The 26268-nt window shown below is 33.4% G+C and carries 26 protein-coding genes; 16 read left to right on the forward strand and 10 right to left on the reverse strand.

Annotated elements, in window-relative coordinates; all coding sequences use genetic code 11:
* Positions 1-27 precede the first annotated feature (27 nt).
* The 5 genes from NCC77_RS02245 to NCC77_RS02265 form a co-directional block, all read right to left on the reverse strand.
* Positions 28-2190, reverse strand: coding sequence for a TonB-dependent receptor (locus tag NCC77_RS02245; protein ID WP_250834175.1), 2163 nt, complete (start codon positions 2188-2190; stop codon positions 28-30).
* A 267-nt stretch (positions 2191-2457) separates the two neighbouring features.
* Complete coding sequence (gene arfB, locus NCC77_RS02250) at positions 2458-2859, reverse strand: alternative ribosome rescue aminoacyl-tRNA hydrolase ArfB (protein WP_250834176.1); 402 nt, start codon at positions 2857-2859, stop codon at positions 2458-2460.
* A gap of 1 nt (position 2860) precedes the next feature.
* Positions 2861-4975: a DUF4301 family protein gene (locus NCC77_RS02255; protein ID WP_250834177.1), complete on the reverse strand. Its 2115-nt coding sequence runs from the start codon at positions 4973-4975 to the stop codon at positions 2861-2863.
* Entirely contained in the window at positions 4936-5559 is a 624-nt protein-coding gene (gene pnuC, locus NCC77_RS02260) for a nicotinamide riboside transporter PnuC (RefSeq protein WP_250834178.1), read from the reverse strand. Before pnuC ends, NCC77_RS02255 begins: the two co-directional genes overlap by 40 nt.
* Positions 5560-5580: 21 nt before the next feature.
* Positions 5581-6309 (reverse strand): phosphoglycerol geranylgeranyltransferase, encoded by a 729-nt coding sequence (locus NCC77_RS02265; RefSeq protein WP_250834179.1) that lies wholly within the window; start codon positions 6307-6309, stop codon positions 5581-5583.
* Between the two features lie 95 nt (positions 6310-6404).
* Between NCC77_RS02265 and NCC77_RS02270 the strand changes: the two genes are divergently transcribed.
* The 3 genes from NCC77_RS02270 (at position 6405) to NCC77_RS02280 (ending at position 7766) form a co-directional block, all read left to right on the forward strand.
* Positions 6405-7001, forward strand: coding sequence for a Crp/Fnr family transcriptional regulator (locus NCC77_RS02270; protein WP_250834180.1), 597 nt, complete (start codon positions 6405-6407; stop codon positions 6999-7001).
* Positions 7002-7083: 82 nt separating this feature from the next.
* Positions 7084-7371 carry a hypothetical protein gene (locus NCC77_RS02275; RefSeq protein WP_095927983.1) on the forward strand — a complete coding sequence of 96 codons (288 nt, stop codon included), beginning with the start codon at positions 7084-7086 and terminating at the stop codon, positions 7369-7371.
* Positions 7368-7766 (forward strand): group III truncated hemoglobin, encoded by a 399-nt coding sequence (locus NCC77_RS02280; RefSeq protein ID WP_095927984.1) that lies wholly within the window; start codon positions 7368-7370, stop codon positions 7764-7766. The genes NCC77_RS02275 and NCC77_RS02280 overlap by 4 nt, the downstream gene beginning before the upstream one ends.
* A gap of 53 nt (positions 7767-7819) precedes the next feature.
* Here NCC77_RS02280 and NCC77_RS02285 read toward each other — a convergent pair whose 3' ends face one another.
* The gene (locus NCC77_RS02285; protein WP_250834181.1) at positions 7820-8470 is read right to left on the reverse strand and encodes a 4'-phosphopantetheinyl transferase family protein; all 651 of its coding nucleotides are present in this window, start codon (positions 8468-8470) and stop codon (positions 7820-7822) included.
* A gap of 317 nt (positions 8471-8787) precedes the next feature.
* Between NCC77_RS02285 and ahcY the strand changes: the two genes are divergently transcribed.
* From ahcY to NCC77_RS02340, 11 genes are all read left to right on the forward strand, one after another.
* On the forward strand, positions 8788-10104 hold the full coding sequence (ahcY, locus tag NCC77_RS02290; RefSeq protein ID WP_250834182.1) for an adenosylhomocysteinase: 1317 nt from the start codon (positions 8788-8790) through the stop codon (positions 10102-10104).
* A gap of 206 nt (positions 10105-10310) precedes the next feature.
* Positions 10311-12629, forward strand: a complete 2319-nt coding sequence (locus tag NCC77_RS02295; protein ID WP_250834183.1) for a patatin-like phospholipase family protein — start codon at positions 10311-10313, stop codon at positions 12627-12629.
* 267 nt (positions 12630-12896) lie between these two features.
* Positions 12897-13181 (forward strand): hypothetical protein, encoded by a 285-nt coding sequence (locus NCC77_RS02300; RefSeq protein ID WP_250834184.1) that lies wholly within the window; start codon positions 12897-12899, stop codon positions 13179-13181.
* A 10-nt stretch (positions 13182-13191) separates the two neighbouring features.
* On the forward strand, positions 13192-14271 hold the full coding sequence (locus NCC77_RS02305; protein ID WP_250834185.1) for a hypothetical protein: 1080 nt from the start codon (positions 13192-13194) through the stop codon (positions 14269-14271).
* Between the two features lie 66 nt (positions 14272-14337).
* Positions 14338-14925 carry an SMI1/KNR4 family protein gene (locus tag NCC77_RS02310; RefSeq protein WP_250834186.1) on the forward strand — a complete coding sequence of 196 codons (588 nt, stop codon included), beginning with the start codon at positions 14338-14340 and terminating at the stop codon, positions 14923-14925.
* A gap of 54 nt (positions 14926-14979) precedes the next feature.
* A complete protein-coding gene (locus NCC77_RS02315) occupies positions 14980-15312 on the forward strand; it encodes a DMT family transporter (RefSeq protein ID WP_250834187.1) in 333 nt (110 codons plus the stop codon).
* A gap of 66 nt (positions 15313-15378) precedes the next feature.
* Positions 15379-15846, forward strand: coding sequence for a GNAT family N-acetyltransferase (locus NCC77_RS02320; protein ID WP_250834188.1), 468 nt, complete (start codon positions 15379-15381; stop codon positions 15844-15846).
* Between the two features lie 272 nt (positions 15847-16118).
* Complete coding sequence (locus tag NCC77_RS02325) at positions 16119-16961, forward strand: bifunctional helix-turn-helix domain-containing protein/methylated-DNA--[protein]-cysteine S-methyltransferase (RefSeq protein WP_250834189.1); 843 nt, start codon at positions 16119-16121, stop codon at positions 16959-16961.
* Between the two features lie 82 nt (positions 16962-17043).
* Positions 17044-17757 carry a 2OG-Fe(II) oxygenase gene (locus tag NCC77_RS02330; protein ID WP_250834190.1) on the forward strand — a complete coding sequence of 238 codons (714 nt, stop codon included), beginning with the start codon at positions 17044-17046 and terminating at the stop codon, positions 17755-17757.
* Positions 17758-17890: 133 nt separating this feature from the next.
* On the forward strand, positions 17891-18136 hold the full coding sequence (locus NCC77_RS02335) for an Ada metal-binding domain-containing protein (RefSeq protein ID WP_250834191.1): 246 nt from the start codon (positions 17891-17893) through the stop codon (positions 18134-18136).
* Positions 18123-18731: an alpha-ketoglutarate-dependent dioxygenase AlkB family protein gene (locus NCC77_RS02340; protein WP_095927994.1), complete on the forward strand. Its 609-nt coding sequence runs from the start codon at positions 18123-18125 to the stop codon at positions 18729-18731. The genes NCC77_RS02335 and NCC77_RS02340 overlap by 14 nt, the downstream gene beginning before the upstream one ends.
* 4 nt (positions 18732-18735) lie before the next feature.
* Here NCC77_RS02340 and NCC77_RS02345 read toward each other — a convergent pair whose 3' ends face one another.
* The gene (locus NCC77_RS02345) at positions 18736-19056 is read right to left on the reverse strand and encodes an MmcQ/YjbR family DNA-binding protein (RefSeq protein ID WP_250834192.1); all 321 of its coding nucleotides are present in this window, start codon (positions 19054-19056) and stop codon (positions 18736-18738) included.
* Positions 19057-19087: 31 nt separating this feature from the next.
* The gene (locus NCC77_RS02350) at positions 19088-19843 is read right to left on the reverse strand and encodes an NUDIX hydrolase (protein WP_250834193.1); all 756 of its coding nucleotides are present in this window, start codon (positions 19841-19843) and stop codon (positions 19088-19090) included.
* Positions 19844-20126: 283 nt separating this feature from the next.
* Here NCC77_RS02350 and NCC77_RS02355 point away from each other — a divergent pair, with 283 nt between their 5' ends.
* Together NCC77_RS02355 and NCC77_RS02360 are read left to right on the forward strand one after the other, a co-directional pair.
* Positions 20127-20384 carry a hypothetical protein gene (locus NCC77_RS02355; RefSeq protein ID WP_250834194.1) on the forward strand — a complete coding sequence of 86 codons (258 nt, stop codon included), beginning with the start codon at positions 20127-20129 and terminating at the stop codon, positions 20382-20384.
* 150 nt (positions 20385-20534) lie between these two features.
* Positions 20535-22556 (forward strand): hypothetical protein, encoded by a 2022-nt coding sequence (locus tag NCC77_RS02360; protein WP_250834195.1) that lies wholly within the window; start codon positions 20535-20537, stop codon positions 22554-22556.
* Positions 22557-22602: 46 nt separating this feature from the next.
* On the opposite strand, the gene NCC77_RS02365 is transcribed toward NCC77_RS02360, so the two are convergent.
* Positions 22603-24831, reverse strand: coding sequence for a glycoside hydrolase family 3 N-terminal domain-containing protein (locus NCC77_RS02365; protein WP_250834196.1), 2229 nt, complete (start codon positions 24829-24831; stop codon positions 22603-22605).
* A gap of 12 nt (positions 24832-24843) precedes the next feature.
* On the reverse strand, positions 24844-26268 hold the full coding sequence (locus tag NCC77_RS02370; protein ID WP_250834197.1) for a glycoside hydrolase family 30 protein: 1425 nt from the start codon (positions 26266-26268) through the stop codon (positions 24844-24846).

The following is a 26268-nucleotide window of genomic DNA, read 5'->3' on the forward strand; positions in this document are numbered from 1 at the left end:
TTCAGGCTTTTTTTGTATTTGACTTCATTAGAATTTCAAATTTAAACCAATTAAGAAATTGGTTCCTGCTTGAGGATAATAGTATGGATAAACATCATACATGTATCCGTTTGAAACATATTTTTTGTCGAAAATATTATTAACCAAAGCCGTTATGGTTATCGATTTAAAAATCTTATTAGGAATTATTTCGTAAGAAGCATTAAAATCGTTCACGAAGTAATCTGCCAATTTTGCTGCAGGAAGTTCAATGTTATTCATATATTGTTCTCCAACATATTTCTGCAATAATGAAAGATACAATCCCTTAAGTGGTTTGTATACCACTACGTTTCCTGCAATAACTTCTGGAGAATACGCAATTTTAGTTGTTCCATAGTATTCGCCATCAACAGCCAAATCTACATTTTTATTGCTGCTCAAAGTAAAGTTTGGTCGTAAAGTAAATTTCTCAGAAAGCGCAATTGTGGCGTCAAATTCAAAACCTAAACGGTAACTTTTCTCTGTGTTGGCACGAATTGGATTTCCAACATCGTCTAATCTTCCCGTTAAGATTAACTGATCTTTGTAAGCCATGTAATACACGTTAGAATTCAATTGGAATTTCTCTGTATTAAATCTCCATCCTAACTCGTAATCATTTAATTTTTCAGGTTTTACATTTCCGCCTTCGTAATCGGTTCTATTTGGCTCACGATTCGCTCTTGCATAAGAAAAGTACAAAGTGCTATTTTGAGTAAAGGCATAATTTAAACCTGCTTTAGGATTAAAGAAATTGAAATTATCATCTACCAAACCAGTTTCTGCACTATTAGCCTTGTACTTTACATTTCTATATTGTAAATCGCCATAGAAACTTAATTTTTCTGTGAATTGATAATTTGCTTTTGCGAAAATATTACCGTCTGTTTTTGATGAATAATCATCGTAGTAGTGATCTCCTAATTCAGATTGAGAAGCATATCTTGCCCAGATTACTTTTCCGAAATGATCTCCTTCATATTTATTCCAGCCTCCACCTAAAATCACATTCAAATCCTCTGTTACATATTTAGCAGAAAAAGTAGTTCCGTAGAAATCATTATCCAACCATTTTTGGCGAATCAAATCTGTCGTTGTTACTGCTCCAACAGGATTTAAACTATAATCGGCCATGTCTGCATCTTCTTTATAATTTTCGAAATAACCTTTTCCTTTTGTATAATGCAATGCAAAATTTGTACTCCATTTATCAGAAAGAGATTCGCTCCAATGCAATTGATAATGATCTTGATTATAATTATCGGTTTCGTTATCATAATAACGCGTTACACCAAACTCATCTGTATATACTCCTGCCGAATTATACTTTCTGTTTTCGTTTAATGTTTCCCCGTCAATTCCATTCCAAGATTGATATGTTTTTTGAGTTCCGCCAAAAACCAAAGCTTTAATCAAGGTTGTTTTGCCAACATAAGTTCCTTGAAGGAAATATGATTTCAAGTCTGCACTTCCGCGATCAATATAACCATCTGTTTTTATTGTAGATAAACGCCCCGCAATTTCAAAATGATCATTCATCAAACCAGTACTAAATTTCACTGTATTTTTAAATGTATTGAAAGATCCTGCAGAACTAGAAATTTCTCCAGTTGCTTTATTAGCATAATTATCCGTCAATAAATTTAAACTAGCTCCAAAAGCACCTGCTCCATTTGTAGATGTCCCAACTCCGCGTTGTAGTTGAAGGCTTTCTACAGAAGAAGCAAAATCGGGCATATTTACCCAAAAGGTTCCTTGACTTTCGGCATCATTGTACGGAATTCCGTTTATGGTTACATTTACACGAGTAGCATCACTTCCACGCACACGAATTCCAGTATAACCAACACCATTACCTGCATCTGAAGTTGTTACAACCGAAGGAAGATAATTCATCAGAACAGGAATGTCCTGACCTAAATTTCTATACTTAATTTCTTTTTTATCCATATTGCTAAAACTTACCGGAGTCTTAGAAGTGACACGAACTGCAGAAACCAATACATCATCCAGCTGATTGACCTTTGTAGAATCTTGCTGTTGTGCAAAAGAGAAAAGAGAACAGAAAAAAGAGAATAGAAAAAATAAAATAGATTTGGTTCTGCTCATTTTTTGAACCTTAGAACCTTTGCAACTTAGTACCTCAGTACCTTTAAAGATAGTTTTCATTCGTAAAGAATTACGAATAAAAGGGGGAATTATTCTTTTGTTAAATTAATAAATGTGTTTCCCGACAAAATAAAGTGTATACGCTCGATTGTGTCGTTTTTCCCTTAGCAACATTACTCGCTCAGGTTCTTTGGGTATGATCTCAGCTCGTTATTTAGAGCACCCCTTTGAGACAGTGCAAATATAAAAAAGTATTAAGATAAATGTATTAAGTATTAAGATTTTTCATCTTTGAATTTCTTAATACTTAATTCTACTGTCTTAATACTAAAAATCTGGTTTTCTTCGAGATTGTTTTAAATCAGAAACATTCTTTTTGTCTTTAATCCTTTTTTTAATTACCGCTTTCGGAACTTTTGTAGCCTTCCTTACTTTCGGAACATGCAATCCTTTTTTGATAATTTCCAAAAATCGTTTAATTACAATTTCTTTATTTTTAAGCTGGCTTCTGTCTTCATCACAATTTAAAATCAGGATATTTTCTGAAGTTAATCTTGCTGCTATATTTTGTTGCAAGAGCAGTTTTTCTTCATCAGACAAAGCTTGAGAAGCATTCAAATCAAAATTCAGAACTACTTTTGATGAAACTTTATTTACGTTTTGCCCGCCCGAACCTCTACTGCGAACGGCTTTAAAGCTTAATTCTGATATGATTTTTTCTGCATCCATATTATTGTGGTTGATGTGCTGCTTTCAATAAATCGTTTACCGTTTTTACTGGATTAAAAGTAATTAATGGTACCGCCACAAAAACGGTTAACCAATTGGCCATTGAACCATTCCATAGACCTGGCAATTCATAACTTCTCACTGTCTTTCCATCAACACTCTTTTCTACAATAAAACCAGCTTTCTGATCTACAAATTGCAATAAATCAAACTTTTCATTTTTATAATTCTTAATACCGCAAACTAAATCTACAGGATTAAAATGAGTTGATTCTGTTAAAATTGACTGTTGCTTTTTACTTGCCAAATCTACTTGAGAAGTTTCAACAATTTGCAGAGAAGCCACACCTTTATCATTCATAACCCAAAACGGACCGCCTCCAGGTTCTCCCTCATTTTTTACCATTCCGCAAACACGAATTGGCCTGTCTAAAAGTTCTGTAATTTTGCTTATCTTATTTTCTAAAGTAAATTTATTGAAGTCATTACCCATCTCGACATTTAGCTCTTCTTTTAAAAACAAAACAATATCTGCAAGATGATCTTCTTTAATCTTGTTTTGATCAATTAATTTTAAATAAGAGAAAACTTGTTGCTGCACTTCAATCAAAACACCTGCAAGTGCTTTTTTGTACAATGTAATTTTATCGATATGATTCTGAATTACATTGTCTATATTTTTAATGAAAATTACATCAGCATCAAGACTATTAAGATTTTCAATTAAGGCTCCATGTCCACCTGGCCTAAAGACTAAATTCCCATTTTTATCTTTTACTAGTTTCTTTTTCTCATCTATAGTAATAGAATCTGTACTTTTATTTTGATAAGAATATCCGATATTAATTTTTACACCAGATGGTTCTTCAATTTTTTCTATAACCTCATCAACTCCTTTGTAGAATAAATTTTGATGGATTTCTGAAACTGTAAAATGCAAATTGGAAATCCTATTTGAAGTAGCGTAATGTATACACTCATTCAAATGCTCTTCTATTGGAGTTGCAATATGTGTATCATACCAATGGAATGGCAATACAGCTTTTGGTTTATTTGCGAAATCAAAATAATCTGGAGACAACAATAATTTTATAAAATAGTAATTCTTGAAATCTCTTTCAAGAGTTTCAAAATCAGGATAAATTTCTCTTAATTTTTGATCTACTGTTTTAAAGAAAGGAAACTTATCCATTCCGATAATAAAAATGGCAAGTTCTTTATCTTTTTTTCTATTGATGTAAGCATTAATCGTTTCTTTCTGAATATCAAAATCATTCAAAAAAGCAGTCAAGAATTTAAACATTCTTGTTGCTGCTCCAGAAGCTGGAACAAATTTTTTGATCTTTAATTCTTCTTTCTGATTATCAAAAAAATCAGCTTTTTCTTCGAAATCAGCTTCTGTTAAACTTAAAATTCCGTTACCAATTGTGGCAGGACTCACTAAATTACTTTTAATGATTCCGTTATCAAAAAACTCTAATTGTTTTAAAATAGCATCAAAAGAAATACCTCTATTATATATCTGCACAAAATCATTCGATGAGAAATCATTTTCTTTTGCAATAGTCAAATTCTCAATGATGGCTGTTGCTTTTTCCAATCTCGTTTCTTTATTACCAGACAAGATTATAAAAGGCTTTTTTGTATCTATTAAAGTTTGTTTAAAAGCAGAAAAAACAGTTTCTCTTCCTTCAGGAGTATCACGAATATCGTCTTTTTCCCAAGGAACATCAATATCGGTCAAGAAAAACAAATCGTATTCATGCTTTAATGCCGCTTCATTCAAAAGCGGGTCGCAAAAGCCATAATACATTTCAGAGAATACTTTAGTCACCATTAAGTTGGTATCACAAAACAAGTATCTATTTGCATTTGCTAGCTTTTCATTTTCTAATGCAGTCTGTCCATAAGCAATTGGCAACATATCATCTGCTACGCAAATATGCTGATTTTCTTCCCATTTTTCTTGCAAATAGTCACGTGCAAACTCAGGAACCCATTCTGTTTCGTAGTAATCGGCAAGCTGTTTTGCTAAGGTTGTTTTCCCTGTACTTTCAGGTCCAAACAAAGCAATTTTTATGATATTTGTTTTTTGCTGTCTAAGATCTTTCTCCATTCTAAATAAGCTGAAATAGCCAAAATTGTAAAAATTATATACTGAAGTGACAGCATCCCTAAGCCACGATAAGCATAAAGAGGCACAACAATAATATCACCAATAATCCAAAGTGTCCAGTTTTCTATTTTTTTTCTAGCCATGTACCACATTCCAGCAAAAAATATCCCAGACGAAATCATATCGACATAATTGTCTTTATGAATTTCATAGTCAAAATATTTATAAATCCCGAAAACTACAAAAACGGTCACAATAAACAGTAAGATTCCGATTATTTTTTCTTTAAAACTTGTACGGGTAATCGGCAGATTGTCTTCTGTCGTTCCTCCTTTTGCCCACACATACCATCCGTAAATACTCATTATTGAGAAATAAGCATTAATAATCATGTCCCCTATATAACCCGCAACATAAAGCAGATAAACCGATATTACGGTAGCAATTAGTCCTGTTGGATATACCCAAATATTTTCTTTTTTAGCAAACCAAACGCTCAAAATTCCGCAAACAAATACTAAAAACTCTAAAGCAATATGCCATAGCGGTGCATTTTTATAACTTTCTAAGAAAAAATCTATCATCGGAAATGTGGTATTTGGCGTTTATTGTTCAAAAAAATGACTGTTGTTTTCAAAAGCAGTTCCAATAACAACCAAATCTGCACCAGCCTTATATGCTTTCTGAATTCCGTGCAAATCTACAATTCCTCCACCAACAATAACAGGAATTTTAATATTTTGAGAAATCAGCTCAATCATTTCTGTCGGAACGGACTGTTTTGCGCCACTTCCAGCTTCTAAATAAATCAGTTGATTTCCTAACATTTCTCCTGCCTGAGCCGTCGCCAAGACCAAATCAAGATTTTCGCGGCTTAAGGGTTTCGTTTTGCTTACGCGAGCAACAGCGGTTTCGTTACCGCTTTCTATCAAAATATAACCTGTAGAAATAACTTCTAAGTTTGTTTTCTTAAGAATTGGAGCAGCCTGAACTTGATATTCAATTAAATAATCGGGATTTCGGCCAGATAACAAAGACAGAAACAAAATACCATCTGCTTTTGGTGAAATCTGCGAAGGATCTCCAGGAAATAAAATAACAGGCAGATTCGTTTCTTGTTTTAATGCTGTAATTAATTCCTCTAAAATATTATTCTGAACAATACTTCCTCCCACAAAAATATGAGTTGCTGGAGACTGATTAATTTTATCAATTAAATGATTTAAATTTTCCAGTACAATTTTATCAGGATCCAAAAGCACTGCCAGTAGTTTTTGACCGTTGCTTTTAGCTTCTAAAATCTGTTGTCTAATAGTGAGTAATTGTTCTTGCATACCAAGGTGTAAAAGTAAAAGTTTTTTAATGCAGAAGAACTATTTTGAATAAATTATATTTGCTCTATGTCTTTTGATAACATAAATAATACATTATGATTACAGTTGAATTACTAGAAAAGTATGGTGTTGTAAAAAAATCATTTGATAAAAATGACATTATTTTCGAAGAAGGAAATCTGCCATTGCACTATTATCAGATTATTTCGGGTGAAATAAAAATGAGTAATTATAATGATGACGGACGCGAATTTATTCAGGGTATATTTTATAACGGACAGTCTTTTGGCGAACCTCCTTTATTCTTAAATCAAAAATATCCCGCAAATGCTATTGCTGTAGAAAAAGCGGCAATTTTCATTCTTCCAAAAGAAAACTTTATGAAATTATTGGAAGAAAATCCAAAGGTCAGCATTAAAGTAATCGAAAATCTCGCGCAACGATTGTATTACAAATCGGTTATGGCAGCAGAAATTTCGACACACGAACCCGAACATCGCGTATTGAAGCTAATAGATCACGGTATTGCCTATTTCAATTTTCAGCAAGATAAAAATGGATACCTGATTAACTTTACAAGACAACAAATTGGAGATTTGACCGGTTTACGTGTAGAAACAGTCATTAGAGCCATAAAAGCATTGGAGAAAAAAGGCAAATTGAAAATTATTAACCGAAAAGTATACAGATAAAAAAAATCCCATTTTATGATTAAAATCATAAAATGCAGCACTATTGTAGGCGTAATTTTGTTGGTATAAAAAACTGAATACCATGACACTATATCAAACAACATTCGACATTTTCAATAGAAACTATATGGGCTCTGCTGCAATGGCAGTTATTGGACAAAGCTGTTTAGGAGGCGCTGCAGCTATGTATGTTTTAGCCAACGGAACTTCAATTCCGCAAATGATTCAGCTAGGAATTATTGTTTTAGCTTGTGTTTTTGCAAACACATCTATTTTGGCACAAATGAAACATAAAGTAGTTTTCAATCTTATAATGCTAAGCGCTTTTTTAAGTTTGTTCTTTATACTTTTAAATAGTTTAATTCTATGAAAAAACAAATAGACAATAGAGCTGATGTTTCCTTTTTGGTTCATCAGTTTTATGCTAAAATAAGAGCCGATCGAGAAATCGGCTTTTATTTTAATGAAATGATTTCGGATTGGGATGCTCATCTCGAAAAACTGACTGATTTTTGGGAAACCAATCTATTTGGCGTTCGCAAATACAAAGGAAATCCTCATGCGGTCCACAATGAAGTTGATGCTCATTTTGACGAAAAAATCACAACAAACGAATTCGGAATCTGGTTGAATCATTGGTTTCAAACTATTGACGAACATTTTGAAGGTGAAAATGCCGAAACATTAAAAAGACGCGCTAGAAAAATGAGCACGTTTTTATACATGAGTATGTTTCAGCACCGTCAAAAAGAAAGTGAAGTTTAAATATAAAAATCTTGGGTTTGGAATTTGGAATTTGGAATTTTTAAATTGAAATTTTACTTCTCAAAAGCATAAACCAATGTAAACTTACCCTCAAAATTATCTGATTGGACTTCTTGATAATGTACATCAAAATCCTTAATCAGATTATCAAAATGAAGACTTGCCTGCGTTTGGGTTTCTCCTAAAGAAAAGTTGCTCACCTTAATATGATCTTTAAAACTGATCCCTTTTTCATTTCTGATTTTAAAGATCGCCTCTTTGGCTCCCCAGATTACGGTAAGTTTTTTTATGTATTCTTCTACAGATGAAGTATCTAAATAATTACTTTCAAAGTCTGTAAATTTATCTGCAATTCTCTGGATTTTTTCTCGCTGCAATTCCATGTCAATTCCAACCTTTTCATGGCTTATAATTATCGCCGCAAAATGGTACGAATGTGTAATTGAGATATGATTATCACAATCGAAATAAGGTTTTCCGAATTCATCATAATGCAAATCTTTATCTGTAAAACCCATTTCCTGAATCAGCATACGAACACTTAAAAAAGCACGCTGATGCATTTGCGATTTCATTCCGTCCAATCTCTTTTGTGTTTTTTCTTTCAACACCACTTTACTCAATAATTCTTCGAGAGATTCTGTGATTTCCCAAATTAAAATTTTAGTCGTTTCATTGAATTGTATGGTCTGAAATAAAGGCATTACTTTTTAGTTGTAGATTATGAATGGTTAATTATAAATTATTTGGTGGTAAATTTTAAACCATATAAGTCATTTAAGAAATATAACTGTTGGCTTAAAGAATGCATAAGTAAATATAAGCAATTCGTGACAAAGGTAATAGTTTCATAATCTTTTTTAAATGAACTTATATTACTTATATGGTTTAAAACGATTCAGAAACTAACATTCTAGAGATTAAGAAATTAAAGATTTCACAAATCTGACAGAAATTAGTAAAAATAAAAAGCTATTCCTTAAATTTGCAAAAAATTTACAATTCTACAAATATAATATAAATGAGTACAACGACTACGCCTTACGTGGCTTTCAAAGTAAAAGACATTTCTCTAGCGGCTTGGGGAAGAAAAGAAATTGAACTAGCTGAAGCTGAAATGCCAGGTTTAATGGCACTTCGTGCTGAATACAAAGACGAACAACCATTAAAAGGTGCTCGTATTGCTGGATGTTTACACATGACGATTCAAACTGCTGTTTTAATCGAAACTTTAATTGCTCTGGGTGCAGAAGTTACTTGGTCTTCTTGTAACATTTTCTCTACTCAAGATCAGGCTGCTGCTGCTATTGCTGCTGCTGGGATTTCAGTTTACGCTTGGAAAGGTCTTGATGAAGAGTCATTTGACTGGTGTATTGAGCAGACTTTATTTTTTGGTGAAGAAAGAAAACCATTGAACATGATCTTGGATGATGGTGGAGATTTAACTAACATGGTTATTGATCGTTACCCAGAATTAGTTGCTGGAATTAAAGGTCTTTCTGAAGAAACTACAACTGGTGTTCACAGACTTTACGAAAGAGTAAAAGCTGGAACTCTTCCAATGCCTGCAATCAACATTAACGACTCTGTTACTAAATCTAAATTTGATAACAAATACGGTTGTAAAGAATCTGCTGTAGATGCTGTGCGTCGTGCAACTGACTTAATGTTAGCTGGAAAAAGAGTTATCGTTTGCGGATACGGTGATGTTGGAAAAGGAACTGCTGCTTCTTTTAGAGGTGCTGGTTCTATTGTAACAGTTACTGAAATCGATCCAATCTGTGCTTTACAAGCTGCAATGGACGGTTATGAAGTTAAAAAATTAAACACTGTAATTGCTAATGCTGATATCATCATTACAACTACAGGAAATAAAGATATCGTTCTTGGAGAGCACTTCGAGCAAATGAAAGACAAAACTGTTGTTTGTAACATCGGTCACTTCGATAACGAAATCGACATGGCTTGGTTAAACAAAAACCACGGTGCATCTAAAATCGAAATCAAACCTCAGGTTGATAAATACAACATCAACGGTAAAGATATCATTATCTTGGCTGAAGGTCGTTTAGTAAACCTTGGTTGTGCTACAGGTCACCCAAGTTTTGTAATGAGTAACTCATTTACAAACCAGACTTTGGCTCAAATCGAATTATGGAACAACAGCGCAGCTTACAAAAATGAAGTTTATATGTTACCAAAACATTTAGATGAAAAAGTTGCTGCTTTACACTTGGCTAAATTAGGTGTTGAACTTGAAGTTCTAAGAGAAGATCAAGCTGCTTACATCGGTGTTGAAGTTCAAGGTCCATTTAAACCAGAGTACTACAGATACTAATATATTTTAGATTGAAGATTTCTGATTTTAGATTTCTTTAATTACATATTTCAAACCCGACAGGTTTTAAAAAATCTGTCGGGTTTTCTGTTTTTATGCTTCAGTAAAAAAACATTTCTCTCAAAAAATTGTACTTTTATAAATATCTGCTTACTTTTAATAACCAGAATAAGAATCTATTTATCAAATACTTAAATAGTAAAAAATTGAAAAAAACATCTTATTTATTAGTCTTCTTATTTTTATTAACCCTTCCGCACTTTCTTTTCTCTCAGGAAAAAAAACCTAAAGTTGTATTAGTATTAAGCGGTGGCGGTGCAAAAGGAATTGCACATATTCCTCTTTTACAGAAGTTAGACTCTCTTCACATCGTTCCAGATCTTATTGTTGGAAACAGTATGGGAAGCATTATAGGTGGTTTATATGCAATGGGATATTCTGGTGACAGCATAGAAAAAATTACCAAAGATATTTATTGGGATAAACTCCTAGGCGGAGGACAGGCGCTTCGATCCGTAAGTGCCGAAGAAAAAAGAGAATTTCAACGGTATTTAGTCGGAATAGGTGTTAAAGACGGGAAACTTAACAGCATTGGTTCTTTGTTAAATGATCAAAATCTAAGAGAATACCTTTCCGAATTGACTTTCCCTGTATACAATGTTAAAGATTTTGACAGTCTCCCAATTCCCTTTAGAGCCATGGCTACAGACTTGGTCGAAGGAAAAGAAGTTATTTTAAGTAAAGGAAGTTTATCCTACGCTATGCGCGCCAGTATGTCGCTGCCTGCTATCTTCAAACCAATGCCATACGGAAAAACAGTTTTGGTAGACGGTGGAGTATTGAATAATTTTCCAACAGATGTTGCCAAACAAATGGGTGCCGACATTATTATTGGAAGTGACGTCGGAGGCGGAATGGAACCTGTAGATAAGCTAAATAATCTTATGACCATATTAATGCAGACCAGTATGTTCCCGAGCAACATTAAAAATCCTGCAAATCGTGATTTATGCAACATATTGGTAGATCACTTACCCAATCTCCGCTTCTCAACAGCCGATTTTGCCGATAGTAACGAAATTTACAAGGATGGAAAAATAGCAACAAATCAAAATCTCCCAGCTTTAATTGCTCTTTCAGAAAAATTAAAAGGATTTCAGCAGCGAACGCATAAATTGCCTGATATGCCAAATGATTTTGTTCTAGACACGATTGTTTATAAAAAAATAAGCCCTGAAAATATGCCACTGGTTGTCGGAAGAGCCAATCTTAAAACCCATGTAAAATATACTACCAAAGATTTAATTGCAGGCATTAACAGAGCAATGGGAACCAATCTTTTTGATGAGATTACGTACAGTTATTTCATCCAAGACGGTGATAAATTAGGCATTACATTGTTTGGTTTTGAACGTGCCAAAAACCAATTAAATACATCTGTACATTATGATACGTATAGAGGTGTTGGAATCATTTTTAACTACACTGGAAGAAACGTCTTGGCCGATGCTTCACGCCTTTTAATAACTGCCGATATTGCCGAACAGCCAAAAGCCAGAATCAATTATCAGAAAAATTTTGGCGGCCATAGAGAATGGTGGTGGGCAACTGAAGCTTATGGAGCTTTCCTGCGCCAAGAAATTTATATAAACGGTAAAGCATCAGACAATATACTCTATAATACTTTTGAATTCAAAAATGAGGTAAACAGAAATATAAATTCTCTGAAAAGCTATGTAGGCTTTGGCCTAAATTATAGCTACACGAATTTAAAACCAAAATACGACAGAGAATACAACCCTAATTCTGTAAGCATTAACAGCTACAACTTTAACAACATCGAATTCAACCTGCATTACTCTTATAATGACATGGATAAGGTTTTCTTTGCCACAAACGGAACCATCATAAAATCAAACGTGGCACGGTCATTTCTTACCGATCTCAATGCCGCATTTTCTGATCCAGACTTAACACGTGTTTCTGGCTCAACAAATGGCTACACCAAATTTGGTTTTACCTACGAAAAAAGATTGCCTATAAAAAAGAAAATTACAGGAATCGTTGGCTTTGATTCTTATTTTATTTTTCAAGACAAACTTAAACATGACGATATTCCATTTTCAGGATTTGGTTATGCTGCAAAATATTTCATAGGCGGCATTATACCTAGTTCTGGCAGCAATCGCTTCTCCTTTGCTGGACTCCATGAAGACGAACTTAATGTTACACAGTATATGAGTGTTAAACTTGCATCTCAGATCAATCTAATCGGAAAAATTTATCTTACCCCTCATTTCAATCTCGCCACTGTCGGTTTTGATAGCTTTAATGAATATTTAAAACACGCCTTCAATCCAAAAGGAAAGTGGGACGACAATATCGAGACCAGCCTCGTAATATCGGGAGGCGCTGCAATTTCCTATCAATCCATTTTAGGTCCAATTCATTTTGACACTTCATGGATCAACAATATCGACAAAGTGCGATTATTTTTTAGCGTTGGATTATCCCTTAATCCTTAAAAGAAAAACCTAACGCTTAAACTTGAAACCTGAAACTTGAAACAAAAAAACAATCTGGGCGTGCCACCATCCCGATAAGAGGGCAAAAATACTTTATGCTCATTCGCCCTCTTATCGGGATGCTGTCGGGCTATCCGTGCTACTTTGGTAGCCTACTCCTATCCCTCACGCTCACGTAGATCAAGAACGACTTAATTTAACAAGACATTTACAAGGTTTTTAATTTATAGCTTTAAATTTGAACTTAAAGCTTTTAAAATTCAAAAAATGATCGAAAAAATTTCCTGCGACATACACGGCTCAAAAGAAATGTCTTTTACCTGCATTCATATCGCAACTGCAATAGATTCAAAAAACCAAGTTGGATTTTTCTATTCAGAAGCCGAGGAAGATCTCCCACAAATTGCTTGGTGTGGTTCTTGCGAACAATATCTTTTGGATAACGAAGAAGAATGGACAGAAACTTTTCAATCTCTTGCCGATTTTAAAATGTTATGTTCTGATTGTTTTGAAGAAGCAAGAAACAACGAAACAGAAGTTCATATTCGATAAATCCATTTTCATGAAAAAAATCCTTATCCTCATTCTATTCTTTCTCTTTAATTCTTTAACATTTGCTCAAAGCAATGACATCTGGACTGCATTTCCTAACAAAGACACTACATTAACCGGGTTTAAAGACAAAAATGGTGTAATCAAAATAGAACCCAAGTTTAGTGGTTTTACCATTGCACGCAAATTCGAAAATATAATTGCTGTTACTGAAGAAGAAAACGGCAAATGGAACAGCTATTATTTAACCAAACAAGGAAAGATTGTCGGGCAAGATAGTCTGTATGTATTTGATAATGGTCCAGACTGCGAAAACGAAGGTTTTATAAGATTCACAGATCGTAAAACTGATAAAATGGGAGTATTTAATGCCGCAGGAAAAATTACAATTCCAGCAGAATACAGTGCCTTAACCAAAGTAAGAAACGGAATGATTACGGCTTTGAAAGACGCCAAAAAGCAACAAGATGGAGAACACTTTTTCTTGACAGGAGGAAAAGAATTTTTAATCGATATCAACAACAAAGTCCTTATTGAAAATTTCTCCTACAATGATGAGCTGAATTTTTACTCTTTAGAGAAGTCCAAAGAACCCAGCAAAGATCCAACAAGAGACAGTTTTCTTGGAGTTGATGGACAATATTATTCTTTCATTAATTTTGATAAAGAGTTTAAATATTGGTTAGAAAACATTCTACTTAAGGACTTATCTAAACCCAATTTAGAAAAACATTCCTTCGATAAAATCACCTATTGGAAAGAACCAGACGGCTGGATAAATGCTTCGAAAACCATATTCATTAATCAAAATTATACCTATTTAAAACTAAAACTTCAGGAGCTTAAAAATCCAAAAACAGATTATTTTATTTCTTCTGGCGGATTAAATCAGTTTATTTTTGAATCAAGTGAATACGACATTTATTTCAACAATTGCAATGAATCTAAAGATTGGATTTACCCAACAATGGATATTGTTATCAACCCAAAAAAGCAAACCGATCGCGGGCAAGATCATTTTGAATTTCTAAGAACAGAAAACGGATATAAGTTGATCAGTGTTTCTTCCAGAACAGATAATCTTAAATAATTATTGGAATTTACATTTTTTTGTAAGAATATTTTCTACTTTTGCAAAATTATAAAATCTAAATTAATGTGGTATAGTAAATTGAATTTTTACGACAAACAACAATCTTTAACAGAAAAAGATTCTATAAAATTTGAATGGAAAAAAATGCTTCCAGATGAATTTTATTTGCCCAAGGAACTATTAGAATTATTAGAATTTTCTAATGGCGGAGGAATAATAAACGGTGATAGGGAGTTTGGTTATTTTTCATTAGCGGAAATTGAAACTTTTTATAATGAATATCAATTTCCTATATATGTTCCATTATTTTTACCTATTGCATTTAATGGAGGAGGAATCTTTTATGCTTATGATTTCAGAAACCCAATTAATATAAATATTGTTGCGGTTAGTTCTGGTGATTTAGATTATGAAAGCTCTATAATTATAGGTAAAACATTAAATGAAGTACTAAATAAAACAAATAATATAGAAGATGAATTATATCATTCTCCTAAAATACCAATAAATAATTCTTTAATAAAATTAACACAACTTCGTATTCAACTTAAAGAAGTAAATGAAAATAAAAGTAAAATGAATACAAAAGAATATTTACTAACAAAAAGAAAGTTAGAAAAAGAAATTAAGGAATTTAATAAAGAAATTTAGCAACATTTTACGTTTCCCTACATACAAAACCTAAATTTGTAAAAAACGGAAACCATGAAGAATTTTTTATTTTTATTTATTGCCATTGTCTTTGAAATTGTTGCTACTACAGCCTTAAAAAAATCACAAGAATTCACTAAACTAATTCCAAGCATTATAACTATTATTGGCTATTGTGGCGCATTTTACTGTTTAAGTTTTGCCGTTAGAACTATTCCCGTTGGTTTTGCTTACGCTATTTGGTCAGGAGTTGGAATTGTTTTAATCACGATCGTTGGCGCCATTTTCTTTAAAGAAATTCCAGATTTGCCAGCTATTATTGGTCTTGCATTGATTGTAATTGGTGTTATTGTAATTAATGTTTTTTCTAAAACTACGGCTCATTAATCAAAACAATGATAGTATCATTTGATACTATCAAATTTTACATTGTTTTAAAAATCAAACCATTATATGTTTTTAAAAAAAGCAACAATCTCAGACCTTCCCGAAATGCAGGAGTTATTTGTCCAGACTATTCAATCTGTTTGTAAAAACGACTACAATCCAGAACAAATTGAAGCTTGGACTTATGGGATAAATAATAAAGAGCGCTGGCTTGAAGTAATTGAAAAACAATACGTTTTATTAGCGGTAATTGAAAACAAAATTGCAGGTTTCGCAACTTTAAAAGGCGGAAATTATATTGATTTTTTCTACATTCATAAAGATTTTCAACGACAAGGAATTGCAGACAAACTTTTAGCCGAATTAGAACTTGAAGCTCAAAAACAGCATTCAAAAATGATAACTTCGGATATTAGCATTACTGCCAAACCTTTTTTTGAAAAGAAAGGATTTGTTGCAAAAGCTGAGCAAAAAAACATACGCTTAAATGTTGAACTGATCAATTACAAAATGGAGAAGCAATTAAAACAATAAAAGTCTAACGGAATAATCTCTCGCAAAGACGCAGAGTCACAAAGTTTTATTTTTTAAGTTTATAATCTTTGTAGACTTGCTTTGAGATCCTTCGACTTCGCTCAGGAAGACAATTTTGAGAAAAAACTTTGCGTCTTCGCGCCTTTGCGAGCAAAAAAACTTGCGAACTTTGCATAAATCTTAGCGCACTTTGCGGTTAAAAAAACAAAGCAAGTTTCGGATTTTATAACTTTAGAAACCAATCGATATTTGTATTATAAAATGGAAAGAAGATGAACACACAGGAAACCATCAATTATAATCGTATCGCTGAAGCTATAGATTATATCAAAGCTAATTTTAAAAATCAGCCCAATCTAGATGAGGTTGCAGAAAAAGTGCATTTGAGCCCGTTTCACTTTCAGAGACTTTTTAGTGAATGGGCAGGAACAAGCCCTAAGAAGTTTTTACAGTATACCAGTATCGAACACGCTAAAAAGTTACTTAAAGAAAATCAAGCCACAATTTCTGAAACTGCTTTTGAAACTGGCCTTTCAGGAACCAGCCGACTTCATGATTTATTTGTAAATATTGAAGGAATGACTCCGGCTGAATATAAAAATGGAGGAAAAAATCTTGAGATCAATTACAGTTTTGCAGAAAGTCCATTTGGGAATATTATTGTTGCATCGACCTCAAAAGGCGTTTGTTTTATGGCTTTCGCCGAAGATGAAATTACTGGATTTATTGCGTTGAAAGATAAATTCCCGAATGCTCGATTTTCGAAAAAACTGGATTTATTACAACAAAATGCATTGTTTATTTTTCAAAACGATTGGAGCAAATTATCTGAAATCAAACTGCATTTAAAAGGAACCGATTTTCAATTGAAAGTTTGGGAAACTTTACTAAAAATCCCAATGGGACAGCTTTCTACATACGGAACTATTGCGCACCAAATTCAAAAACCAAATGCATCACGAGCAGTTGGAACAGCGATTGGAAGTAATCCTGTGGCGTTTTTAATTCCGTGTCACCGCGTAATTCAATCTTCGGGAACATTTGGTGGCTATATGTGGGGAAATACCAGAAAAACAGCTATTATCGGCTGGGAAGGCGCACAGATAAATCCATAAAAACAAAATTCCAAATTTCGAATCCCAAATTCCAAATTTCGATGATTCATCTTCATTGAAAATCTCCTAAAATATAATTGCTATGCAAACTATACAATCAAAAATTGCTTCTCAAGACTGGGAAAGCATCACTGAGTCTATGCACCAAAATGGATTCGCAATCATTCAGAATGTACTCAATAACGAACAATGCGAAGATTTAAAATTTGATTTTGATAATCCAAATTTATATCGAAAAACGGTTGTTATGGAACGTTATCGATTTGGTTTAGGCGAATATAAATATTTCAGTTATCCACTTCCAGATTTAATTCAAAATATTCGAACTTCAATTTATCCCAAACTCGCTCCAATTGCTAATTCTTGGATGAAAGTGTTGAACATTGATACCGTTTTTCCTAACAAACACGAAGAATTATTGAAACAATGTCACGAAAATAATCAGCTGAAAGCAACGGTTTTAATTTTAAAATATGGAAAAAGCGGATTCAATACTTTACATCAGGATTTATATGGAGATGTATATTTTCCTATTCAAATTGTGCTTTTTCTAAATGAACCTGATGAAGATTTTACTGGCGGAGAATTTGTGTTGACTGAACAAACTCCAAGAGCACAATCGAAAGCCATTGTGTTAAAACCTAAAAAGGGGGATATTCTTGTTTTTACAACTAATTTCAGGCCAGTAAAAGGCACAAAAGGATATTATCGCGTGAATATGAAACATGGAGTAAGCGAAGTTCATTCTGGCGAAAGATACACGTTGGGAATTATTTTTCATGATGCCCTTTCGTGATTTTTGCTCGCAAAGTTGAGAAGTCGCCAAGAGATATTTTTAAGACTTATCTAACTTAATTTTTTAAGATTAATAAGTTCTAAACTTTGCGATTCTGCGACTTTGCGAGAAATAAATCTTTAACAATATAATTATGATTGAACACAATAAAATTTCAGATCGAGAACTTCGAAATAAAATTAAAAATGCGGAAATTTGTTTCGGCGGCAACCAAAAATTAAAAATCTACGGAACGCTCAAATGTTCTTCGGGAAAAAGAATGAAAAGAGAAAATCGTGTTTTCTTTTTATCTGAAAATGACGCCAAACAAAATGGTTTCAGGCCGTGCGGGCATTGTATGAAATCAGAATATCAAAAATGGAAAAATGGACTTATTTAATCCTCAAACAGACGAAACAACCAATCTGCTTCCGAAAGATGGAACGGTAAATTATTATGGAAAATGCTTCTCCAGACAGGAAGCCGATTTCTATCGCGATGTCTTATTAAATACAATTGAATGGAAAAATGACGAAGCGGTGATCTTCGGAAAATTAATTTTAACCAAACGAAAAGTGGCTTGGTACGGCGATCAGGAATTTGAATATACATATTCGAATACGACCAAAAAAGCGCTGCCTTGGACTCCTGAACTTTTAAAGTTAAAGAAAATCATTGAAGAAAAAACGGGAGAAACTTTCAATTCTTGCTTACTAAATTTATATCATACTGGCGAAGAAGGAATGGCGTGGCACAGCGATGCTGAGAAAGATTTGAAAAAAAATGGCGCTATTGGATCGGTAAGTTTTGGTGCCGAACGTAAATTTGCTTTCAAACATAAAGAATCTAAAGAAACCGTTTCTCTAATTCTGGAACATGGAAGTTTATTGGTTATGAAAGATGAAACACAAACGCATTGGCTGCATCGGTTGCCTCCAACAAAAACAACTCAAAAACCTCGAGTAAATTTGACTTTTAGAACTATTGTGAGATAAAATGTTACTTCTTTTTTGCAGCAACATTTTCGTACGAACGTATTAAAGCGTCTTCAAACATTTCGGGTCTTACTCTTGAAAGTTCAACGATGGTCCAGCCTTGTTTTCCCCATTTGTTTGGAACCTCATAGAAAATCTTTTCGCTGGAAGCACAAAAAACGGATTGGTCGATTTCGTTTAGTTTTAAAACGGCGCGATTATTTTTTTCGTCAAAAGTGGCAAAAATCTTCTTTTTGATTCGAAAGGAAGTTTTCTCAAAATGGGGTTCTTCGGTCGCATCTGGAAATGACATTGCTAATTTTCTAAATTCTTCAATTGAAACCATAATATCATTTTTAAAGATTAAAGTTTACTTTTCACCATCCTTGATTCAATCCGTTTTTAAGAACCTCATCGTATTTTTCTTTATCGAAAGAATATAAGTTTGGAGCTTTGTGCGCTACGTTACTTTTCTTTTCGTCCAATTTATTAAGGATACCTATATTGGTGATTTTACGTAAAAAATTTCGTCGGTCTAATTTTTTGTCCAAAATTGTTTCGTACAATTTTTGCAGTTCTGGAATAGTAAATTTCTCTGGCAATAAATTGTAACCCACTGGCATTAAATTTAATTCTGTACGCAAAGTGTCTAAGGCTTTATCCAAAATTTCCTTATGATCTAAAATAAGCTCGGGAACTTCTTTATGATCAATCCATTCCACTACTTCATATCTGCCTGTTGGGTTAGGAAGAATTTTAGAAAAATCAACCAAAGCATAATATCCAATTGTAACAAAACGGCGCGTTAGCCATTTTCCTTTTTCTTCTTCAATTTGGAGATATTCCAAGGTTTTTTTATCAAAATGCTGATGGTTGCGATTTACTTTTCCAAAGGTCGCAAATTGCCTTAAAAATACCCCATCAACACCTGTTCTGCCATTCAGCACCGTGATTGCAGCCGTATCAATATCCTGATCTACAGGAATAAAACCGCCGGGCAAAGACCATTTATTGGCACGTTCCACTTTAATCAATAAAACTTTTAACTGATTATCATGAAAACCAAAAATGACACAGTCTATAGAAAGTCCTGGTTGATAATTTTCGTTATTATCTATAATGTCTTTTAACATCAGATTGGTATAAATTCTTCTTTTAATAACTCTGCAATTTACTTTATTTTTATAAAATGGAAATATGTTATAGAAACAAAGCGCTAACTTTCATTAAAACAGAAGTGTTGAAACTACAATTTTAACGAAAATTTAAAATCAAATTTAAAAAAAATAAGTACATTGCGTCATAATAACACATTAACAATTTTAATTGTTAATATTAGAATCAAATTCAAAGAAAAATAATACAAGCTGTTTCCATTTTTCTTCAAGTGAGCGTAGAAATTTAAATGCAGAAGTTATGATTACCAACCCTTTAAAAGGCATCAATAAAAAAATTAGAACCAGAATCTGGTCTTCATTCGGATTTGTTTCGAAAACATATCTTCTGGAAGAATCTCTAAAATATAGCGAAGAACAGGAGAGAATTTTCAACGAAATGATCGTCGAAACTGATGCAAAAGACAAAAAAGCAAAAAGAGAAGCTTATGAAAAAGCTTTGTATGCATCTTACAAAGGAATTGGCGCAATGGATTTTATAAATACCGTTTTAAAATAAATACCTACACATTTTTATAATTTATAATGCTAGCCTCACTTCGGTGAGGTTTTTTTATTATAAAATTTACAATAAAATGAAAGAAAATGGTCATTTATTAGTTATTTTAGCCGTTTTAAAAGTAAGAATATACCCCTATAGACCGAATACATGGAAAACATCATCGAATCAGAGAGTTACAAAATTCAAAAACCAGAAAACTGGGCCCCTACAATTAATGACGATCAACTTATCGACTATATAAAAGAATCCGATTTCTCAAACAAACAAGTTGAAGAAGGTCGTGATTTCTGCTACTTCTTAGATAAAATCTACTACACAAGCGATACCGAAAACAGCGAATATGCTTGCGTTGCCTATACTCTTAACGAGCCTTCAAATCTTGAAAACGCTTCTGTAAAAGATGTTGTTGTAGAAGAAAATGAAACTTATCTGATACACAGAATTAGCGTGCTGAGAGATGGCGTTTTGATTGATAAAATTCCTGATACTAAAATTAAAGTTTTAGATAGTGAAAATCAGAGTGAAGGCGGCATTTTAAGCAGCAACAAAAAAGTAAATATTACGATTAAAGATTTACGTCTTTATGATGTATTAATTACAGAAGATTCGCGTACTAAGGTTTTTACTGATCGTGATTTTATGCGAAAAGAATTTCTTAAGTATGTGTACGTAACACCAAGTACTTATTGGGCTTATGGCAAATACAAATTTTCTTTTATCAATGACAGAAAAGAAGCAATCACATATAAAAAGACATTCTTTAGAGATGAAGAAGGAAATGTTTTGGAACCAGAAATTAATTTCTTGCAAAAAGGAGAAAAGTTTGTAATTGAAAAAGAAGATTATATTAACTCTTTTGATTCAAACCGAGAAATTGCTCCTTTTATTGATTTTGCAACAGATCGTAACTGGGTTGACTTATCAAATTATATTTCTCCGCTTTACGAAGACATATACAGTAAAGCTTCTTTAACAGAATTTGCTCCAAAACTGGTAGAAAAATTGGATGCCATTGCAGATCAAGACGAAAAATTACAATTTGCAATTGATTACGTGCAGAACCATGTTTACTATATTTATAATGCGGATGAAATGAATGGCCATAAACCGCAAGAGCCATCAGTAACGTATGAAAATAAACAGGGAGATTGCAAGGCAAAGTCGGTTTTACTGAAAGTGGTTTTAGATTATATCAATGTTGATTCTTCTGTAGTTTTGGTTAATTTCAATTCAGATCTTTACATTAAATATTACCTTCCGTCATTATTGACTTTTAATCATGTTATTGTAAAAATCAATTACAAAGGCGAAACTTATTTTGTTGATGCTACTTCAAGAGACGAATTCGGGTTAATTGAAAATCGCGGCTACATCTATTTTATGCATTATTTGGAAGTAAAACCAAATCAGGAATTGCAGATTAAGGAGCCTTACAGATTTCCTTATTATGGAATAACTGAAAAAGCAGATTTTAGTGCTCAAAATAATATAGGAACGCTAAAATTGGTTTCGACTTACAAAGGAGGTCGCGCCAACTACATGCGTAAATATTTCAAAAACACAAACAAAAGGGAGATCATTGACAGCTGGAATAATTTCTTGTTCTATGCTTTAAATTATTCTAACGATCGAAACGGAACGGATATCAGAACTATTTTTAAAGATGCGACGATTGAACTTGTAAGCGATGATAAAAAGCTAAATGAATTTACGATTCAGTATAATGCTACAGTCGAAAATCCGTATTTTATAGATGCCGAAAAGAATCGCTTTTTAATGTATTTTGATCGCAATGTGGTTAAAAATGCTGCACGAGACTTTATGCACACGGATCTTTTGTTTTGGCATAATTTTGATAACGAGAAGTACGAAATTAATTTAACGACAGATCAAAAAATCGATACTCAGGAAAAATATACTATTCAGGAAAGTACGATCACAAATCCTTATTTTGATTTTACAAGCCGTAAAAAAGTAACCAAAAATGGTGCTTCAATAATTGTTGATTATAAACCGTTAATCAACTTAGAAATTCCAAGTGAAGATTTTGAAGATTTTAGAAATGCACATCATGAAATTGCCGATAGTAATTATGGCGTTGGAATTGACATTATCGAACAAGGTTTAATGAACATGCTAAAGTATAGTTTTAAAAAACGACTAAAATAATTTCGATATAAAAAAACGGGGCTCAAAAAGAAGCCCCGTTTTTTATTTAATTTACTAATTCAAAATCAGATCTTAATTTAATATCTGCTGATGAAGTTCCGATCATTACTTCAAAATCTCCTGGTTCAGCAACCCATTCTACTTTATCATTATAGAAAGAAAGTTTCTCTTTGTCAATTGTAAATTCGATTGTTTTAGATTCTCCTGCATTTAATTTCACTTTCTGGAAATCTCTTAATTCTAAAACGGGTCTTACAACAGATCCAAATTTATCTTTCAAATACAATTGAGCTACTTCTTCTCCAGCTACTTTTCCGCTATTTGTCAATTGGAAAGAAACTTTAATCGTTTCATTGCTTTTTATTTTAGTTGAAGATAATTTCAAACCAGAATAATCAAACGTTGTATAGCTCAAACCATATCCAAAAGGAAATTTTGGAGAGTTTTTCAAGTCGATATAAGCCGAAACATAGTTCGTTGCGTTTTCGTCTTTAGCAGGTCTTCCTGTGCTGAAATGATTGTAGTAAATTGGAATCTGCCCTACTTCTCTTGGAAAAGTCATTGGCAATTTTCCAGACGGATTGTAGTCTCCAAACAAAACATTTGCAATAGCATTTCCAGCTTCAGTTCCTAACCACCAAGTGTATAAAATTGCCGGAACATTATCTGCAGTCCAGTTGAAAACCAAAGGTCTTCCAGCATTTATTAAAACTACAACTGGTTTTCCTGTTGCCATAACTGCTTTTACTAAATCTTCTTGAACTCCTGGCAAATGCAAGTCGCTTCTGCTTTTTGCCTCACCGCTCATGTCGCGTCTTTCACCAATACTCAAAATGACAACATCTGCTTGTTTAGCCGTAGCAACCGCTTCTGCAAAACCATCTTTGTTTGTTCCTTCTATTTCACAACCTTTTGCATACAATAATTTGGTGTTTTTCCCTACTTTATTTTGCAATCCATCCCATTGCGAAACGATCCATTTATTGTAATCAACTTCTGGAAGTTCTACAGACCAGAATCCCATGTTTTCTTTATATTCTTTTACCATTGGACCAATAAATGCAATGGTTTTAGCATTTTTTGAAATTGGCAAAGTTTGGTTTTCGTTCTTTAATAAAACGATACTTTTTTCAGCCATTTCTCTAGCTGCTTTTCTGTGTTCCGGATTGTTTAATGCTTTTTCAGCACGTTTTTCGTCTGAGTATCTGTAAGGATCATCAAATAATCCTAATTCGAATTTCTTGCGAAGAATACGTTTTACAGCATCATCAATTAAATCAATAGAAACTCTGCCTTCTTTTACTAACTCTGCTAAATGCTTACGGTATGCATTACTTTCCATATCCATGTCGCTTCCTGCAGTAATCGCTGAATAAGCGGCTTCTTTAAGATCTTTAGAATAACCGTGTGCGACCATTTCTCCAATTGATCCCCAGTCTGAAACTACGAAACCTTGAAAGTTCCATTTCCCTTTTAAGATATCTCTTTGTAAATGTGCATTCCCAGTTGCTGGAATTCCGTTAATATCATTAAATGAATTCATAAATGTTGCAGCTCCTGCATCTAAAGCCGCTTTAAATGGCGGTAAATAGGTTTCCCTCAACATTCGTTCGCTCATGTCTACAGAGTTGTAATCTCTTCCTCCAACTCCGGCCCCATAAGCTGCAAAGTGTTTTACGCAGGCCATAACCGAGTTTAAGTCTCCAAGTTTGTTTCCTTGAAAACCTTTTACTCTTGCGTAAGCAATTTTAGAACCCAAGTAAGTATCTTCTCCCGCACCTTCCATTACACGTCCCCAACGAGGATCACGACCAATATCAACCATTGGAGCAAATGTCCAATGAATTCCGCTTGCTGCTGCTTCTGTTGCCGCAACTCTTGCGCCTAATTCGATTGCTGCTAAATCCCAACTTGCCGCTTCTGCTAGAGGAAGAGGAAAAGTCATTTTGTAACCGTGAATAACGTCTTGGCCAAACAACAACGGAATTTTAAGTCTTGACTGCATCGCCAATTCTTGGTATCCTCTGGTATATTTTGTTCCGATAACATTTAGCATCGAACCAATTAAACCTTGTTTGATTTCGTTTTGCTTGTTCGGATTAATTGTGATTGGTCCAGTTGCCTGATTGTCTCCAGTGTACTGATTTAGCTGACCAATTTTTTCTTCAATTGTCATTTTTTTCAATAGATCATTGACTTTCTGATCTATTGACTGCTGCTGTGCCGTCGCAAAAAGCGAGAGCATAAACAGTGTAATTGTAGTTGCTTTTTTCATAGTTTAAGTGGTTTACCAAACGTAAGTAGCAACTGCTCCTGCGTTTAGTGTGGTTGTGGTTTGTTTGTCGTTGTATTTTATATTAAAAGTTTCTGCTGAAGCTCCGTCATTTTCTACAATTAAAACTGTTTGTCCTAACGGAGTTATGAAAGAAACATTGTGTAAATTTCCTATAATATTACTACCAATTCTTACTGAACCTTCTGGAACAAATTTAGAAGCTTGTCCGATAATATAATATCCTACTTCTCTTTTGATATTCTGATTTTGATCAATCATCAAAGCACCTTTACAAGTTGAACATCCTCCTGGCGTGAAAGGTTTGTAAAACTCATCATTTGCTAATCCCCAAGAAAGCGCATTTTTGCTCCAATTTCTCATAGAACCAATCACTACATTTTTCACACTCCATTTTAGATCTGTTTCGAAATTAGTTCCGCTTCCGGTATACTGTTCTGTAAAATACAAATCCTTATTTGGAAATTCGTTATGAACAGTTGATAAAGCACTAATATCTCCTTCATACAAGTGAAAAGCTGATCCTGCTACAAACTGATTTGCTTTTGGATCTCTTAAAATCGTCAAAGGATATTCTGGTTTATTACAGTTGTGATCATAAACAATGATTTTGGTTTTGATTCCTGCTTTCGCGAAAGCGGGACCCAAATTATTCCCAACAAAATCTGCTTGTTGCTCTGCCAACATTAGCAAACTTGGGTTATTTCCTGGGTGTAAAGGTTCATTTTGAGGCGTAATCGCATCAATTACAATTCCGTGCGATTTCATTGCCTGAATATATTTCACAAAATATTCTGCATAAACCTGATAGTATTTTGGCTGTAAACTACCGCCTTTTGAACTTCCGTTATCTTTCATCCAAACTGGAGGCGACCACGGAGAACCCATTATTTTGATTTTAGGATTTATAGCTAAAATCTCTTTTAAAACCGGAATTACATCGTTTAAATCTGGACCAAGATTGAAATGTTCCAATTTTAAGTCGGTTTGACCTTCTGGCATATCATCATACGAAAAAACTTTTTCATTCAAATCTGATGCTCCAATACTTATTCTTAAATAACTTAAACCAATGGCATCTTCTTTTCTAGAAAACAATTCCTGAAGCAAAGCTTCTCTTTTTGATTTGTCTAGTTTTTTAATGGCTTGCGCACTTCCTCCAGTTAATGAAAATCCAAAACCTTCAATAGTTTGAAATTTCTCTGAAGGATTTACTTCAATGGTTTGATTTGAATTTGTTTCTGAAGTGAAAACTAACTCAGGTTGTTTTTTAAGTTTTGAAGTTTCATCTGTTGTGGTAATCCACGAAGAAACTTTTCCAGTATTTTTTACAGTATTTGTTGAAGATCCACAGTTGAACTGCATTGCAATTAATGGCAGCAAAACTAGGATTTGAAGTTTTTTGTTGATGTTTTTCAT

The sequence above is a fragment of the Flavobacterium tyrosinilyticum genome, from assembly GCF_023656565.1.
GTDB lineage: Bacteria > Bacteroidota > Bacteroidia > Flavobacteriales > Flavobacteriaceae > Flavobacterium > Flavobacterium tyrosinilyticum.